Below are 17,554 nucleotides of genomic sequence, written 5' to 3'. Positions count from 1 at the left end.
CAGGGTTCAAGGTTAAAAAAGGCCGCCCGGAGGCGGCCTTGGTGTTACACGATGCGTAACGTGATGTCTTACTGGTCGATCTTCAGCTGATGATCCTGCAGCATGCTTTGCAGGAAGTCCGACGAGCTTTCGCCCTGGGGCATGGTGACGTCTTTCAGTACCACACGCTGATCCGCGTTACTGTTATCTGCCGACAAACCACCTTCTGACTTGATGTGCAGAATGGTATCGCTGCCCTTCTGTTCAGCGTGAATGTACTGATCGATGCTCTCGTCACTTTCTCCCTTCAGTAGATCGGAGAGGTCAAGACGATCCGCCTGAGCATCCTGGCCGAACACGCCTTTATTGAAGTCCTTAACGGTGTCCTCAGCCGCTCTACCGCTGGTTCCCCGGTCACCGAACTCCCACTTGAAGGTATCAGCACCGGCGCCACCGTAGAGTATATCGTCGCCTTGGCCACCAATCAGGATGTCATCACCGGCTCCTCCTTTGAGCGTGTCCATACCTTTACCGCCGATCAGTACGTCATCGCCATTACCACCCTCCAGTCTATCGTTGCCGGCGCCGCCATAAAGGACATCGTTACCTTCAGTGCCCTCAAGAAGGTTGTTACCCTTATCACCAAGCTCAAAGTGCTTGCTATCAGTCGATACATTGCCGCTAGTATCGGTGGCAATGGCCTTAAGTTCGCCCTTCGTGCCATCGACTCCCTTCAAAGCTGTTGTCCACTGGCCGTCAGCACCCGCTTTAATAGTATCGATCACCTTCCCATGGTCATCGGTAATTTTAACGTCCGCACCAGGTGTCGCCGAGCCGCTAATTTGCATCTCGCGAACACCGACGGTGCTGGTATCTTGATCATTCGTGAAGTAGCTGACGTCACGAATACCATACTTGCCGTTTTCGATGATCAACGTCTGAGCATGGCCATTGATGCTTCCAGAGAAGACAACAATTGCATCACCAGATCCGTTTACGTCGGTCTTGTCAGAGCGAGTCACCTTTCCGTCCATGGAGCGGCTGTTCCAACGATAGCCGTCGTACTCCCACCACTGAAGGGAATAGACGTCTCCCACTTGAAGATAGGCAGTTTCATTACTGCCTTCCTTAGAAGAGATCTTCAAAGAAGCAGTTCTATATGTATTCAGAGAAGAACCAGCAAATTTTTCTGAGGTGTACGACGTATTAACTGCTTTGCTAACAGTGCCAAACGCTCTGTCATCCAGCTGCCCCCAAATTTTTGAAAGCACATCGACACCCACTTCCTGACCAGTTTCGACACTATCGATACTCACTTGTGGCGGCTCTGGCAGTGCCTCAACATCCACATTTGCAAGCTCCTCGTTGCTCGAGATGCCCTTGTCGCTGATCGACTTGGCGCGCACATCGAAGTCCTCGACACCGGCATCAGGGCGCACAGTCAAGCCGCCCAACTGGCTAGGCTCGACACGGTATACACCGTTTTCCTTGCTCAGTACGTTGCCGTCATAAAGCAGTTGTCCACCGTCGACTTCCACTTCGTAGTAGTCAATCTCGCCACTCGCCACGCTGCCGGACAGATCGACCTTATAGATCGTGCTCCCAACGTTAAGCGTGCCCTTGATGTTACTGACATCGACCACTTCGTTGGCTTCGGTCGAGCGTACCTCGAAGTCGACTACCGCCTGACCGTTTTTATCCAGCGTCAGGGTCAGCGTCTTGTGTTCGGCATCGAACCGCGTCGAGTTACTATTTTTCGGGTCGTACCAGGACGTTTCGTATCGCTCGACATCATCCACGATCACCTTGAAGGTATCGCGTGTACCGCCGCGAAGCCCCCAGCCGGAGCGACCATCTTCCCAACCGCCTTTCGCCTGCTGAGTCCAGCTCAGAGTGAAGGTTTCACCGGCATGCGCCTTACCGAAGTCGAAGCGTACCGTTTCGGTGTCCTCCGGCGGACGCGGATCGTTGATCCAACCGTAACCGGAACCACCCACTCCCAGATCGGAAAAGCCGTCTTTGGTGACCGTTTCCAGGCCATGACTCGTCTCAACTTCGAGAAGAACTTCGGGGATTGGATCCGGCAACTGTTCGATCTCAATGTTGACACTGGCCTGCGTACTGGGAATACCGTACTCGCTGATTGAAATAGCACTGACGTCAAAGACCTCGGTGCTAACGTCATCCGGCCGAACCGTCAAGAAGTCCAGTTGACTCGGTTCAACGCGATAAATGCCATTGTCGCTTGGCAATTCGACGCCCATGTACAGAAGCTGGCCACCATCGACTTCTACTTCATAGAGGTCGATTTCACCACTGGCAATGCTGCCGGAAAGATTGACCTTATAGATCGTACTTTCAATATCGAGCATGGCCTTGATGTTACTGACATCGACGACTTCATCTGGGTCGGTTGAGCGCACCTCAAACGATACGTCAGCCTTACCGTTTTCATCCAGCGTGACAGAGATAGACCTCGGCGTTGCCTCAGACTTGGCAGAGGGCACGTTATATTCTGCATACCAGGAGTTTTCGTACTCCTCCTTGCCGTTGACCAAGACCTTGAAGGTATCACGCGTTCCTTCTCGGCCCGTCGTTCCGTCCTCCCAGCCCCCCTTGAACTGCTCAGTCCAGCTCAGCGTAAAGGTTTCACCAGCGTGCTGTTTACCAAAATCCAATGTCTCGATCTTGACAGTATCTGCTGGCGGATTAGGGTTATCGATAACACGGTCGCCGGAGCCACCTACCCCCAGGTCCTTAATACCGTCTCTTGTTACAGTGTCCTTACTGAAAACTGTATCAACCGTCAGGCCAACCTCAGGAATAGCGATCACAATTAGTGAATCGTTACCCGCGCTACCGAGATTACCCGCTTCATCTGCATAGCTTTGTGCAGGAATATTGGCACTTGAGTCGCCATACGCGTCATCCAATGTGCCAACGGTGCCCGTCCAAACCGTTGCATCGGATGCGTCCTGCTGCAGCTCACCTACAAGCGTGAGCCCTTTGAGTTCAAGAAGCTTACCAACCTGAGCAGCATTTAGCGGCTCACCGTTCGAACCATACGCCCGCTCGCTAAAGTCGATACGAATAGAGGTTTCTTCACCGGTGACGAGCAGGTCGCTATCGTCGCCAAGCGTTACCTTGACTTCAGGCGCCGTAGTATCGACCTCATATCCACGGCTCGTATTGGCATCGTAAGTATTACCTGCCGCATCAGTACCGGTGACTTCGGCCGTGATACTGTCGTTGCCGGCCAGCACCGACCCCGGCACGTCGATGGCGTAGGTGAGATTGCCCTCGCTATCGGCCACCACGTTACCGGTGTAGGTCTGCTCGCCCACGGTCAGGGTCACGATGTCGTTCGCCTGGGCGTCGCCACCCACGGTGCCCGTCACGGTCACGTCGCCCTTCGCTTCCTCGCCGTTGACCACGTCGTCACCGGCAATGGTGTCGATGGTGATCGTGGCGCTGGCGTCCAGGTTGACGGTGTAGGTCTTGTCCGTTTCGCCGGTATAGGCGTTGCCGTCCGCGTCGGTGCCGGTCACTTTTGCGGTAATCGCGGTGTGCTCGGCCAGCTCCGATCCGGGCACGTCGATGGCGTAGGTGAGGTTGCCTTCACCGTCGGCCACGACCTCGCCGCCGTAGGTATTCTCGCCCACGGTCAGGGTGACGGTGTCGCCGGCCTTGGCGTCGCCGCCCACGGTACCGGTGACGGTCACGTCGCCCTTCGCTTCCTCGCCGTTGACCACGTCGTCACCAGCAATGGTGTCGATGGTGATCGTGGCGCTGGCGTCCAGGTTCACGCTGTAGTCGCGCTCGGCGTTGGCTTCGTAGCCGTTGCCGTCCGCGTCGGTGCCGGTCACGTCGGCACGGATCGTGTCGTTGTCGGCCAGCTCCGATCCGGGCACGTCGATGGCGTAGGTCAGATCCTCACCGACGGTGCCGGTGTGGGTATTGTCGCCCACGGTCAGCGTGACGGTGTCGCCTGCCTTGGCGTCGCCGCCGACGGTACCGGTGATGGTCACGTCGCCCTTCGCTTCCTCGCCGTTGACCACGCCGTCACCGGCGATCACGTCGATGGTGATCGTGGCGCTGGCGTCCAAGTTGACCTCGTAACCGCGCTCGGCGTCCTGACGGTAGCTGTTGCCCGCGTCGTCGGTGCCGGTGACTTCGGCCGTGATGCTGTCGTTGTCGGCCAGCATCGCTCCCGGCACGTCGATGGCGTAGGTGAGGTTGCCTTCACCATCGGCCACGACCTCGCCGCCGTAGGTATTCTCGCCCACGGTCAGGGTGACCGTGTCGCCGGCCTTGGCGTCGCCGCCCACGGTACCGGTGACGGTCACGTCGCCCTTCGCTTCCTCGCCGTTGACCACGTCGTCACCGGCGATATCGTCGATAGTGATCGTGGCGCTGGCGTCCAGGTTCACGCTGTAGTCGCGCTCGGCGTCGGCGCTGTAGCCGTTGCCGTCCGTGTCGGTGCCGGTCACTTTTGCGGTAATCGCGGTGTGCTCGGCCAGCTCCGATCCGGGCACGTCGATGGCGTAGGTCAGATCCTCACCGACGGTGCCGGTGTGGGTGTTGTCGCCCACCGTCAGGGTGACGGTGTCGCCGGCCTTGGCGTCGTCGCCCACGGTACCGGTGATGGTCACGTCGCCCTTCGCTTCCTCGCCGTTGACTACGCCGTCACCGGCGATCACGTCGATGGTGATCGTGGCGCTGGCGTCCAAGTTGACCTCGTAACCGCGCTCGGCGTCCTGACGGTAGCTGTTGCCCGCGTCGTCGGTGCCGGTGACTTCGGCCGTGATGCTGTCGTTGTCGGCCAGCATCGCTCCCGGCACGTCGATGGCGTAGGTGAGGTTGCCTTCACCATCGGCCACAACCTCGCCGCCGTAGGTATTCTCGCCCACGGTCAGGGTGACGGTGTCGCCCGCTTTCGCGTCGCCGCCCACGGTGCCGGTCACGGTCACGTCGCCCTTCGCTTCGTCGCCGTTGACCACGCCGTCACCGGCGATCTGGTCAATGGTGATCGTGGCGCTGGCGTCCAGGTTGACGGTGTAGGTCTTGTCCGTTTCGCCGGTATAGGCGTTGCCGTCCGCGTCGGTGCCGGTCACTTCCGCGGTAATCGCGGTGTGCTCGGCCAGCTCCGATCCGGGCACGTCGATGGCGTAGGTCAGATCCTCACCGACGGTGCCGGTGTGGGTGTTGTCGCCCACGCTCAGCGTGACGGTGTCGCCTGCTTTCGCGTCGCCGCCCACGGTGCCGGTGATGGTGATATCGCCCTTCGCTTCGTCGCCGTTGACCACGCCGTCACCGGCAATGGTGTCGATGGTGATCGTGGCGCTGGCGTCGAGATTGACGGTGTAGGTCTTGTCCGTTTCGCCCGTATAGGCGTTGCCGTCCGCGTCGGTGCCGGTCACGTCGGCACGAATCGTGTCGTTGTCGGCCAGAACCGATCCGGGTACGTCGATAGCGTAGGTGAGGTTACCTTCACCGTCGGCCACGACCTCGCCGCCGTAGGTATTCTCGCCCACGGTCAGGGTGACGGTGTCGCCTGCCTTGGCGTCGCCGCCCACGGTACCGGTGACGGTCACGTCGCCCTTCGCTTCCTCGCCGTTGACCACGTCGTCACCGGCAATGGTGTCGATGGTGATCGTGGCGCTGGCGTCCAGGTTGACGGTGTAGGTCTTGTCCGTTTCGCCGGTATAGGCGTTGCCGTCCGCGTCGGTGCCGGTCACTTCCGCGGTAATCGCGGTGTGCTCGGCCAGCTCCGATCCGGGCACGTCGATGGCGTAGGTCAGATCCTCACCGACGGTGCCGGTGTGGGTGCTGTCGCCCACGCTCAGCGTGACGGTGTCGCCTGCTTTCGCGTCGCCGCCCACGGTGCCGGTGATGGTGATATCGCCCTTCGCTTCGTCGCCGTTGACCACGCCGTCACCGGCGATCTGGTCGATGGTGATCGTGGCGCTGGCGTCGAGATTGACGGTGTAGGTCTTGTCCGTTTCGCCCGTATAGGCGTTGCCGTCCGCGTCGGTGCCGGTCACGTCGGCACGAATCGTGTTGTTGTCGGCCAGAACCGATCCGGGCACGTCGATGGCGTAGGTGAGGTTGCCCTCGACGTCGGCCACGACCTCGCCGCCGTAGGTATTCTCGCCCACGGTCAGGGTGACCGTGTCGCCGGCCTTGGCGTCGCCGCCCACGGTGCCGGTAATTTTGACAGGCCCCTTCGCCTCTTCCCCATTAACAACATTGTCCTTGGTTACGTTATCAATGGTGATCGTGGCTTTTATCTCTTCCTCCTCTTCCTCCTCCTCGGGACCATCGGACTCGTTATCCGAGTCCGGATCGTGATCACCGTCCGAGTCCGAGTCGCTGTCGGAATCAGAGTCACTGTCCGAGTCTGAATCGCTGTCGGAGTCTGAATCGCTGTCGGAATCGGAGTCACTGTCAGAATCTGAATCGCTATCAGAGTCCGAATCGCTATCCGAATCGGAGTCGCTGTCGGAATCTGAATCGCTATCGGAGTCCGAGTCACTATCGGAGTCCGAGTCACTATCAGAGTCCGAATCGCTATCCGAGTCCGAGTCGCTGTCGGAGTCTGAATCGCTGTCGGAATCCGAATCGCTGTCAGAGTCCGAGTCGCTGTCGGAGTCTGAATCGGAGTCACTGTCAGAATCCGAATCACTGTCGGAGTCCGAGTCGCTATCGGAATCCGAGTCGCTGTCAGAGTCAGAGTCAGAGTCGCTGTCGGAGTCTGAATCGCTGTCGGAATCTGAGTCGCTATCGGAGTCCGAATCACTGTCCGAATCGGAGTCGCTGTCTGAGTCAGAGTCGCTGTCGGAATCCGAATCACTGTCAGAGTCGGAATCACTGTCGGAATCCGAATCGCTATCGGAGTCCGAATCGCTGTCAGAGTCGGAGTCGCTGTCGGAATCCGAGTCGCTGTCGGAGTCCGAGTCACTATCAGAGTCCGAATCGCTATCAGAGTCCGAATCGCTATCCGAATCGGAGTCGCTGTCGGAATCGGAGTCACTGTCAGAATCCGAGTCACTGTCGGAGTCCGAATCACTGTCGGAATCGGAGTCACTATCAGAGTCCGAGTCGCTATCTGAATCCGAGTCGCTATCTGAATCCGAGTCACTGTCAGAGTCTGAATCGGAGTCACTGTCAGAATCCGAATCACTGTCGGAATCGGAGTCGCTGTCGGAGTCCGAGTCACTATCAGAGTCCGAATCGCTGTCAGAGTCGGAGTCGCTATCCGAGTCCGAGTCACTATCGGAATCAGAGTCGCTGTCTGAGTCCGAATCGCTGTCAGAGTCGGAATCACTGTCGGAGTCCGAATCGCTGTCGGAATCGGAGTCACTGTCAGAATCCGAGTCGCTGTCGGAATCTGAATCGCTATCGGAATCCGAGTCGCTGTCGGAATCTGAATCGCTATCGGAGTCTGAATCACTGTCGGAATCCGAATCACTGTCGGAATCCGAATCGCTGTCGGAATCCGAATCGCTGTCAGAGTCCGAATCGCTGTCAGAGTCAGAGTCGCTGTCGGAGTCCGAGTCGCTGTCGGAGTCGCTATCTGAATCCGAGTCGCTGTCGGAATCGGAGTCACTGTCGGAGTCGCTATCTGAATCCGAGTCGCTATCTGAATCCGAGTCGCTATCGGAGTCCGAATCGCTGTCAGAGTCGGAGTCGCTGTCGGAATCCGAGTCGCTGTCGGAATCCGAGTCGCTGTCGGAATCCGAGTCGCTGTCGGAATCCGAGTCGCTGTCGGAGTCCGAGTCACTATCAGAGTCCGAATCGCTATCAGAGTCCGAATCGCTATCCGAATCGGAGTCGCTGTCGGAATCGGAGTCACTGTCAGAATCCGAGTCACTGTCGGAGTCCGAATCACTGTCGGAATCGGAGTCACTATCAGAGTCCGAGTCGCTATCTGAATCCGAGTCGCTATCTGAATCCGAGTCGCTATCGGAATCCGAGTCGCTGTCGGAATCTGAATCGCTGTCAGAGTCCGAATCGCTATCCGAATCGGAGTCGCTGTCGGAGTCACTGTCGGAATCGGAGTCACTATCAGAGTCCGAGTCGCTATCTGAATCCGAGTCACTGTCAGAGTCTGAATCGGAGTCACTGTCAGAATCCGAATCACTGTCGGAGTCCGAGTCGCTATCGGAATCCGAGTCGCTGTCAGAGTCAGAGTCGCTGTCGGAGTCTGAATCGCTGTCGGAATCTGAGTCGCTATCGGAGTCGGAGTCACTGTCGGAATCCGAATCACTGTCCGAATCGGAGTCGCTGTCTGAGTCAGAGTCGCTGTCGGAATCCGAATCACTGTCAGAGTCGGAATCACTGTCGGAATCCGAATCGCTATCGGAGTCCGAATCGCTGTCAGAGTCGGAGTCGCTGTCGGAATCGGAGTCACTGTCGGAGTCGCTATCGGAATCCGAGTCGCTGTCGGAATCTGAATCGCTATCGGAGTCCGAATCGCTATCCGAATCGGAGTCGCTGTCGGAGTCGGAATCCGAATCGCTGTCAGAGTCCGAGTCGCTATCGGAATCTGAATCGCTATCGGAGTCTGAATCACTGTCGGAGTCCGAGTCACTATCGGAATCAGAGTCACTATCGGAATCAGAGTCGCTGTCAGAGTCCGAGTCGCTGTCGGAGTCCGCGTCACTATCAGAGTCCGAATCGCTGTCAGAGTCGGAATCACTGTCGGAGTCCGAATCGCTGTCGGAATCGGAATCACTTTCAGAATCCGAGTCGCTGTCGGAATCTGAATCGCTATCGGAGTCCGAGTCACTATCGGAATCAGAGTCGCTGTCAGAGTCGGAATCACTGTCCGAATCGCTATCAGAGTCCGAATCGCTGTCGGAGTCCGAATCGCTGTCGGAGTCGGAGTCGCTATCCGAGTCCGAGTCGCTATCTGAATCCGAGTCGCTGTCGGAATCTGAATCGCTATCAGAGTCCGAGTCACTATCGGAATCCGAGTCGCTGTCGGAGTCCGCGTCACTATCAGAGTCCGAATCGCTGTCAGAGTCCGAATCGCTGTCAGAGTCGGAATCACTGTCGGAGTCCGAATCGCTGTCGGAATCGGAATCACTGTCAGAATCCGAGTCGCTGTCGGAATCTGAATCGCTATCGGAGTCCGAGTCACTATCGGAATCAGAGTCGCTGTCAGAGTCGGAATCACTGTCCGAATCGCTATCAGAGTCCGAATCGCTGTCGGAGTCCGAGTCGCTATCCGAGTCCGAGTCGCTGTCGGAGTCTGAATCGCTATCGGAGTCCGAGTCACTATCGGAATCAGAATCGCTGTCTGAGTCCGAATCACTGTCGGAATCGGAGTCACTATCGGAATCCGAGTCGCTGTCGGAGTCCGAGTCACTATCAGAGTCCGAATCGCTATCAGAGTCCGAATCGCTATCCGAATCGGAGTCACTGTCAGAATCCGAGTCACTGTCGGAGTCCGAATCACTGTCGGAATCGGAGTCACTATCAGAGTCCGAGTCGCTATCTGAATCCGAGTCTGAATCGCTGTCCGAATCGGAGTCACTGTCGGAATCGGAGTCGCTATCAGAGTCCGAGTCGCTATCTGAATCCGAGTCGCTATCTGAATCCGAGTCGCTATCGGAATCCGAGTCGCTGTCGGAATCTGAATCGCTGTCAGAGTCCGAATCGCTATCCGAGTCCGAGTCACTATCGGAATCAGAGTCGCTGTCTGAGTCCGAATCGCTGTCAGAGTCGGAATCACTGTCGGAGTCCGAATCGCTGTCGGAATCGGAGTCACTGTCAGAATCCGAGTCGCTGTCGGAATCTGAATCGCTATCGGAATCCGAATCACTGTCGGAATCGGAGTCACTGTCGGAGTCGCTATCTGAATCCGAGTCGCTGTCGGAGTCGGAGTCGCTGTCGGAATCCGAGTCGCTATCGGAATCCGAATCGCTATCAGAGTCGGAGTCGCTATCGGAGTCCGAATCGCTATCAGAGTCTGAATCGCTGTCGGAATCAGAGTCGCTGTCAGAGTCCGAGTCACCATCGGAGTCCGAGTCACTATCGGAATCCGAGTCACTATCGGAGTCCGAGTCACTATCGGAATCCGAGTCGCTGTCGGAATCTGAATCGCTATCGGAATCTGAATCGCTATCGGAGTCCGAATCGCTATCAGAGTCTGAATCGCTGTCAGAGTCGGAGTCGCTATCCGAGTCGGAGTCGCTATCCGAGTCCGAGTCACTATCGGAATCAGAGTCGCTGTCTGAGTCCGAGTCGCTGTCGGAGTCGCTATCTGAATCCGAGTCGCTGTCGGAATCGGAGTCACTGTCAGAGTCCGAATCGCTATCCGAATCAGAGTCGGAGTCACTATCGGAGTCCGAATCGCTATCGGAATCCGAATCGCTATCAGAGTCCGAATCAGAGTCACTGTCAGAGTCCGAATCACTGTCGGCATCCGCATCTGCGTCAGCGTCAGTATCGGCGTCAGCATCTGCATCCGCATCTGCGTCAGCGTCTGCGTCCGTATCGGCGTCAGCATCTGCATCTGCATCTGCATCTGCATCTGCATCTGCATCAGCGTCTGCGTCCGCATCGGCGTCAGCATCTGCATCAGCGTCTGCGTCCGCGTCCGCATCGGCATCACCGTCATCATCGCCGGGGATCAGGGGGTCGTCCGGGCTTAGCGGGATATCGGTATCGGGGGCTGTGTCATCGGGGCCGGGGGGATTTAGCGTAAAAAAGACGGGCGGTGTACCTGCCGTGGGGCCAGCGGTAGTAAAGCTTAGGGGGCTTACCTCTTCGGAGATACGCGCCACGCGAACGAAGCTATTGCCCCCGCCGCCGCCGCCACCGGCACCGCCGGCAGCGGTGGGGTCGAGAAGATCAAGAAGATCGATATCGTCGTCTTCAAGAGCGGCCAACAAGGCATCGATATCGTCATCCAGCACGCTGGCTTCATCGGAAGAGACAACGGTTTCACGATCAAGGTCCGGAGTCAGCTCCATGGACTGCCCGCCTTCCACCACGTCTGCCCCTGCGCCATCGCCAAAATCGAGTTCGACTCGTCCACCGTCCGAGGTAATCAGTGTTTCGCCTTCGATAAGCGTATCGCCGATTTTGACCTCGTGCCGGTTACCCTTTCCATCCGTGACCCAAGCGTCCCCGGTGATAGCGATGACCGTTGCTGTTGCCATTTAGGTAAATCCCCGATGAGTATTAGTGGCCGCCCGCTCACCCGTCGTGCGAGTGAAAAAACGGCTTATAGCGCAATAGTAAGGGATTCGGCGCCCCCTCCCTATTGTACTGAAGGACAGTAAAGTAATGTAACTTGCTGCCCGCAGAGGGGCATCCATGCTCTGCGGGTAGGCGCTTGGGCGTTAGCTCAAGAAATGCGTTTTTCGGCGTCCGAAGAAAGCTTCAAAATGAGCTGCAGGCGATCGCGTACCGCCAGTTTCTTGAAGATGGCGCTCAAGTGGGCCTTTACCGTGCGCTCGGTAATCGCAAGCTCTCGAGCGACTTCCTTGTTAGCGCCCCCGCGGGCAACGGCTAGCGCTACCGCTCGTTCACGCTCTGTCAGCGTGGCAAGAAACTGCTGGCCCTGATGGGTGATATCGTCACCGGTTCGCTGCTGCAGCGCCTGGACAGAGCCTGTGAGCACACGCGATAAAAGCGATTGGCCCACCCAGACACCCTGATGGGTAACGACCAGCGCGACCTGTTTGAGCACTTCGGGTGCAGAAAGCGTATGGGTATAGCCACGAGCCCCCAGCTCAAGCGCCAGCAGCGCCTCGCGGTCGTTAGGGGCGTAGCTCATGACCACCACGCTTGCGCCCTGGCGGCTAATCGCCGTGGTTTGCGCGCGCCAGTCCTCGACGGTCGTGGTGATCCAAACCACATCCCCAGACTCTGAACATGTGATCGCCTGGTCAGAGGTAGCGGCTATCGCGTCGGGTAGAGCGCCTTGCCAACGCGACTTGAGACTTCCATCACTTGTGATAAAAACATGTTTCATTAGCGCTCTCCCATTGAGTCACGCCACGCTCTTAAAACGGGCTTCAGCAAAAACTGCATCACCGTTCGTTTACCTGTCACGATATCGACCTGCGCTGTCATGCCTGGAATGACCTGAAGCCCTTCAGTAGCGTTCTCGTCCTGCAGGCTGCGTACGCGTACCAGGTAAAAGGTATTGCCGTCGTCGTCGGTAATCGTATCGGCGCTGATATGCTCAAGCTCCGCCTGCAGGCCACCGTAAATAGCGTAATCGTAGGCGGTGAGCTTGATAGTAGAGGCCTGCCCCGGATGCAGAAAAGCGATGTCCTGGGGCGCAATACGGGCCTCGACCAACAGCTGGTCGTCGCTCGGGATGATCTCGATGACCTCCTGGCCGGGCTGCGCTACCCCGCCGATGGTATTGATATGAATGCGCTGGATGACGCCATCGACCGGCGAGCGAATCTCGGTCAAACGCACCCGATCCTGTAGCCCGGTGCCGGACTGCTGAAGTGCGTTCAAATCACCCACCGCTTGAGCCAGGTCACTGCGCCACTGGCTGCGCCGCTCGGCGCTTTGCTCGCGCAGCTGAGTCTGCGACTCTTCAACGGCGGCTTGCAGACGGGATACCGAGGCATCGGCCTGGTTGCGCTCGCCAGTCGCACGGGACACTTCGCGCTGAAGGCGCAGCACCTCGACCTCGGATACGGCGCCGGACGCCAGCAGCGGTCGAGTCAGATTCAACTCCTGGCTGGCCATACTGGCTTCACGCCCCGCCGTATCGCGACGCGCCTGAGCTTCTCTGAGCTCTTCCTGACGCTGGCGAACGCGATCCTCGAGCACGTTCTCCTGCTCGCGAAGCTCCACAAGACTGCTCTCGTAGGCCTCGCGCTCCTGCATGACGATATGCGGAACTTCCTGGCGAAGCTCTTCCGAGGGTTCGAACTCGGTGCCGGTCGCCAGCGCCCGCAGCCGCTCGGCACGCGCTTCCAGCGCGTAGCGCTGAGCACGGTTTTCGCGGAAATCGGAGACGAAACGCGTGGGGTCGATCTGCATCAGCACTTCGCCCTGGCTTACGACCTGACCCTCGCGCACATTGATCTCTTCGATCACGCCGCCATCGAAGGACTGAATGCGCTGAAGGTGGCTTGCTGGAATCACGCGCCCACTACCGCGAGTCACCTCATCGATGGGTGCGAAATAGGCCCATACGAGGACGGCAATGAAGGCCAGCAATGTCACGTACAAAAACAGCCGTGCGCGGATGGGCTCCTGCTGCATGCGCGCCCAGTCGGTGTCGCTTGCCCAGTCGCGGTTGAGGTGAGCCGAACTTACCCGGCGCGCAAACAGTCGGTCCATGAACGGGCGAAACGGCTTTTGCCCTTTTTCGGAGAACCGACCAATCGCCTCGAACCCTTTTTGTTCACTGGTGGAGGAGTTCTTCGCCATTACGATGCCCTCCCGATCTGGCCGTTACGCAGCGCTTCAACCACGCTATCACGCGGGCCATCAGCGACAACCTTGCCCGCATCCATAACGATGATGCGATCGACGAGCGACAGAAGTGACGTGCGGTGAGTGACGATCAGCATGGTTTTACCTTCACCAATACGGGTCAGGTTCGCCTTGAATGCCTCTTCGCTGGCGTTATCCATCGCGCTGGTCGGCTCATCGAGCAGCAGTACCTGCGGGTCCTGTACCACCGCCCGAGCAATGGCGACCGCCTGCTTCTGACCACCGGATAGCGCCTGCCCGCGCTCACCTACCTGCAGATCGACTCCCTTGGGATGACTATTCACCAGCGCTTCCAGCCCGGCGATCTTGATCGCTCGCAGCAGCGCGTGGTCATCGACATGGTCGCTTCCACCGCCGGCCACGATATTGTCGCGAAGCGAGCCGGAAAACAGGCTGACCTCCTGAGGCACGTAACCCAAATGGCGCCGCAGTTGAAGCGGATCCAACTGACGAATATCCACGCCGTCGAGCATCACAGCGCCGGCGCTGGGCTGATAAAAACCCAATAGCAGCTTGTTGAGCGAGGATTTGCCACAGCCGACGCGCCCCAATAGCGCGACTTTCTCGCCTTCCTTGATGGCAATGGAGACGTCGCGCAGCGCATCACGCTCCTCATTGGGGTAGCGAAGCGTGACTTTGTCGAGTTCCAAACGGCCGGTCACGCTGGGCTTCTCCACGTAGGCTTTGCCTTCGTGGCGCTCCTCTTTTTTCTCCATGACGCGATTGAGCCCCTCGAGCGCCGTAGAAGACTGGTGATACTGCGCCAGCAGGGCCGCAGCCTGGCTGACCGGCGCCATCGCGCGTGACGAAAGCATATAGCAGGCGATCAGCCCGCCCTGGGTCAGATTGCCCTGAACGATTTGGTAAACCCCCACGATGATGACGCAGACCGCCACGCTGTTTTGCGCCCAGAGTGCAACGCTCGACACCGAGGAGCTCACTAACTTGAGCTGTGCGCTGGTACGCGAAAGAAACGCCGTGGCTTTTTCCCAATGGCGCTGAATACGGCTCTCCGCACGCAGCGCCTTGACGTTTTCGAGTTGAGAAACCGACTCGACCAGTAGCGCATTACGCTGAGCGCCAACCTCCCAGGTGGTTTCGGAAAGCTCATGCAGCTTGCCCTGGGCGGCGAGTGCGTAGAGCAATACGAAAAGAATCCCCACGATGACCGGCAAAACCAGCCACGGATTGATCAGCGCAATGATACCCGCGAACAGCAGCACGAACGGCAGATCGACGATCCCGATGATGGTGGCCGACCCAATGAAGGCACGCACCGACTCGAAGGATTGCAGCGTCGAGGTGAACGACCCCGTGGAGGCCGGACGCTCTTCCATCCGCATGCCCAGCACCTTGCTCATGATGGAGGACGACAGCTTGACGTCCGCACGGCTGGCGGCGAGGTCCACGAAACCACTACGCATCAAACGAAGAACCAGATCGAAACAGAGTACGATGAAAACCCCGGCCGCCATGACCCAAAGCGTTTCGGTCGCCTGGTTGGGCACGACGCGGTCATAAACGTTGAGCACGAACAGTGGCATGGCCAGCGCAAAGATGTTGATCGCAATCGACCCGCTGATGATATCGCGGTAAAGCCGGCGATTCTCCTTGATGACGCCCCAGAACCAGTGCTGACCGCGCTTTTTCTCGACGCCGGGTTCGGAGGTGTTGTCGGCCTGAAACCGGGGGCGAACGTAGATCGCTTCACCGCTATAGCCTCCGTTGAGCTCATCGAGCGCTACGTCGACGGCGGACTCGGAAAGCTCGGGAAAAATGACGCGCGCTTTTTGCTGCCTGGTATCCAGCGCCAGCAGCACGCAGGCTCGCCCCGGTTCCAGTAACAGTACCGCCGGAAAGAGCGACGGATTGAGGCCCAACAGCGGGCTTTTGACGATACGCGCGGTGAGACCTGCACGATGCGCCGCACGGCCAAACACCGACGGGGTCAAGTTGCCCTTTTCAAGCGGCAACCCCGCCTTGAGCGCCTCGGACGACACCTCATGCTGGTGGTAAGAAGCAATCGCTTTTAGGCATTCGAGAAGCTCGTCGTCCGAGCGTTCGCGGGTAGGGGTAGAGACGACCTGTTTATCTTGAGCCACTAAAACCTGATCTCCTGTCCGTCGGCTGCCGCAAGCATCGAAAGCGTTGAATCGTTCGGTGCCGATGGACCCAACCGACCGTTGCAAAACCTTCGCCGCGACGCATTCAAGCCGAAAATTTCGGTATATTTGATACCATCGGCCGCTGGGCAATAAGCTTAATACAGCGGTATAAGATACGTATTTGATTAAACGAAAGGCTGGCCCTCGTAAGCATCGCGCCTGTAAGCGCCGGACCTTTTACCCACGCCCCGCCACCAACAACGGCAGGCGGAGCGAAAGGCACGTACGGGCACTCGAAAAGAGCGCCTAATCCGAGTCCGGGCTCAATACTCGGGAGTGGTCATTGGGTCGTCAGAGATAGCCGGGTCGGGGTAGGCGGCTGCGTCAAGAGAAGCCTCGGGCGCCGGGGGTATCGAGATACCGCGGGTAAAGTCCTCCAGCGTAAACCCACGCGGGCCGTCAAGGGCGCAGGTATCGGCGGAACTCAAGGTAGCACCGTCATAACCCAGCTCGTCCAGACTCGGGATATCTTCTCGCGTTACGTTGAGCGCTGGCATCAGTTGGCCCATGGACGCCAGGGTACGCGCCTGTGCGAGCGTCAGGTCGAACTCGGCATTGGCATAGGCACGGCTCGCCTCGAAGTACTCGTTTTCACTGTCAAGCACGTCCAGCAGGGTGCGCTGGCCAATGTCGAACTGCTGCTGATAGGCACCGCGTACGCGATCGATGGACTGGCGGTGCTCGTTGAGGTAGTTGAGCTGTTCGCGAATACGCTGGGTATCGTTATAGGCGATTTGGGTGGTCTGGCGCACGTTGGTACAGGCCAGCTCGCGCTGGCTTTGCGCCTGCTCGATACGCGAAGCGGCCGCGTTGAAGCTTGCCAGATCAGAGCCTCCGCGGTACAGATTCATGCTCGCTACAAGCTGAATACTGTGTTCGTCGGTACGTCCGCGTACGACACTATCCTCGTTGTTGGTGCCCGTACGGCCCTGAATATCCAGACGCGGCATGAAACCGGCGCGGGCGCTCTCCTGCTCGGCACGGGCCACGGCGATGTTTTCGATCGCGGCCTGGAAATCCGGGTTGCCTTCGAACGCCATTCTCACGGCCTGAGCAACGTCAGCGGGCACGTTGGCTTCGAGCGACGGCGCAGGCGCCATGTTTTGCGCAGGCAACTGGCCCACGATGCGCTGATAGCGCGCCGTCACATCGTGAAGATTCGATGCCTCGGTCATCAGGTTCGATTCAGCCAAAGCCAGGCGGCCGCTGATTTGTTCGAGATCGACCCCGCGACCGGCGCCGGAAAGCGTGCGCTCTTCGATTTGGCTGAATACGCGCTGATGCTGGGCGTAATTGTCCTGGGCCAAGCGCACCATTTCACGGTAGCGAAGCACATCGAGGTAGGTACGAAACGCTTCCAGCGCGACTTCTTCACTCGCCCCTAAAAGCTGGAAATAGGCAACCAGACGAGCGCGATCCAAACGCTCGACGTCGCTGCGGGTTGCGAAACCATCGAACACCATTTGACTCAGCGTTAGCTCGGCAAAGTCGGAATCATAGCTTCCCCGACCGTCGTTGCTTTGATCCTGAATTCCCACGCCGGCGCGCACATCGATGGTGGGCAAATAACCGCCCTGCGCGGCGCGGATGTCGCTTCCCGAGGCCTCGAAATTTGCCCATGCAGCATTGACTTCAGGGTTGGTAATGATGGTTTGCTGAATGGCGCTTGGCAGGTCGGTCGAGCCCGGCGAGTAGAGAGTGGCCGGTAGAGACTGCGCCAACGCGGAGAGCGGCAGACAGGCCATGGTCGTCATGGTCAAGGGGCGAATCGCCCGCGCAGAGAAGAAATGCTTCAGCTTGTTTGTAACGTTGTCTTTCATATCCATGAATCCCCAATGAGCGTTCCACTCGAACGTTGAAACCACGACACCCCTTGCCGCTTGCTTCCCGCACCGGCCGAAACGCTGAGCGCGCTTTTCAAAAGCCAA

At 58.3% G+C, this 17,554-nt stretch carries 5 protein-coding genes; all 5 read right to left on the bottom strand.

Annotated elements, in window-relative coordinates; translation table 11 throughout:
• Positions 1–68: 68 nt before the first annotated feature.
• Positions 69–11,150, bottom strand: coding sequence for an Ig-like domain-containing protein (locus RN347_RS17105; protein WP_409365771.1), 11,082 nt, complete (start codon positions 11,148–11,150; stop codon positions 69–71).
• 188 nt (positions 11,151–11,338) lie between these two features.
• A complete protein-coding gene (locus tag RN347_RS05780) occupies positions 11,339–11,968 on the bottom strand; it encodes a LuxR C-terminal-related transcriptional regulator (protein ID WP_409365770.1) in 630 nt (209 codons plus the stop codon).
• A complete protein-coding gene (locus tag RN347_RS05775; RefSeq protein WP_263584538.1) occupies positions 11,968–13,395 on the bottom strand; it encodes an HlyD family type I secretion periplasmic adaptor subunit in 1,428 nt (475 codons plus the stop codon). The genes RN347_RS05780 and RN347_RS05775 overlap by 1 nt, the downstream gene beginning before the upstream one ends.
• Entirely contained in the window at positions 13,395–15,563 is a 2,169-nt protein-coding gene (locus RN347_RS05770) for a type I secretion system permease/ATPase (protein ID WP_311960492.1), read from the bottom strand. Before RN347_RS05770 ends, RN347_RS05775 begins: the two co-directional genes overlap by 1 nt.
• Positions 15,564–15,889: 326 nt before the next feature.
• Complete coding sequence (locus RN347_RS05765) at positions 15,890–17,446, bottom strand: TolC family outer membrane protein (RefSeq protein WP_263584540.1); 1,557 nt, start codon at positions 17,444–17,446, stop codon at positions 15,890–15,892.
• Positions 17,447–17,554: the final 108 nt, after the last annotated feature.

It is taken from the genome of Halomonas sp. PAMB 3264 (genome assembly GCF_031954245.1).
Lineage (GTDB): Bacteria > Pseudomonadota > Gammaproteobacteria > Pseudomonadales > Halomonadaceae > Vreelandella.
Note: the sequence above shows the minus strand (reverse complement) of the source record. Positions and strands in the feature narration are given on the sequence as shown.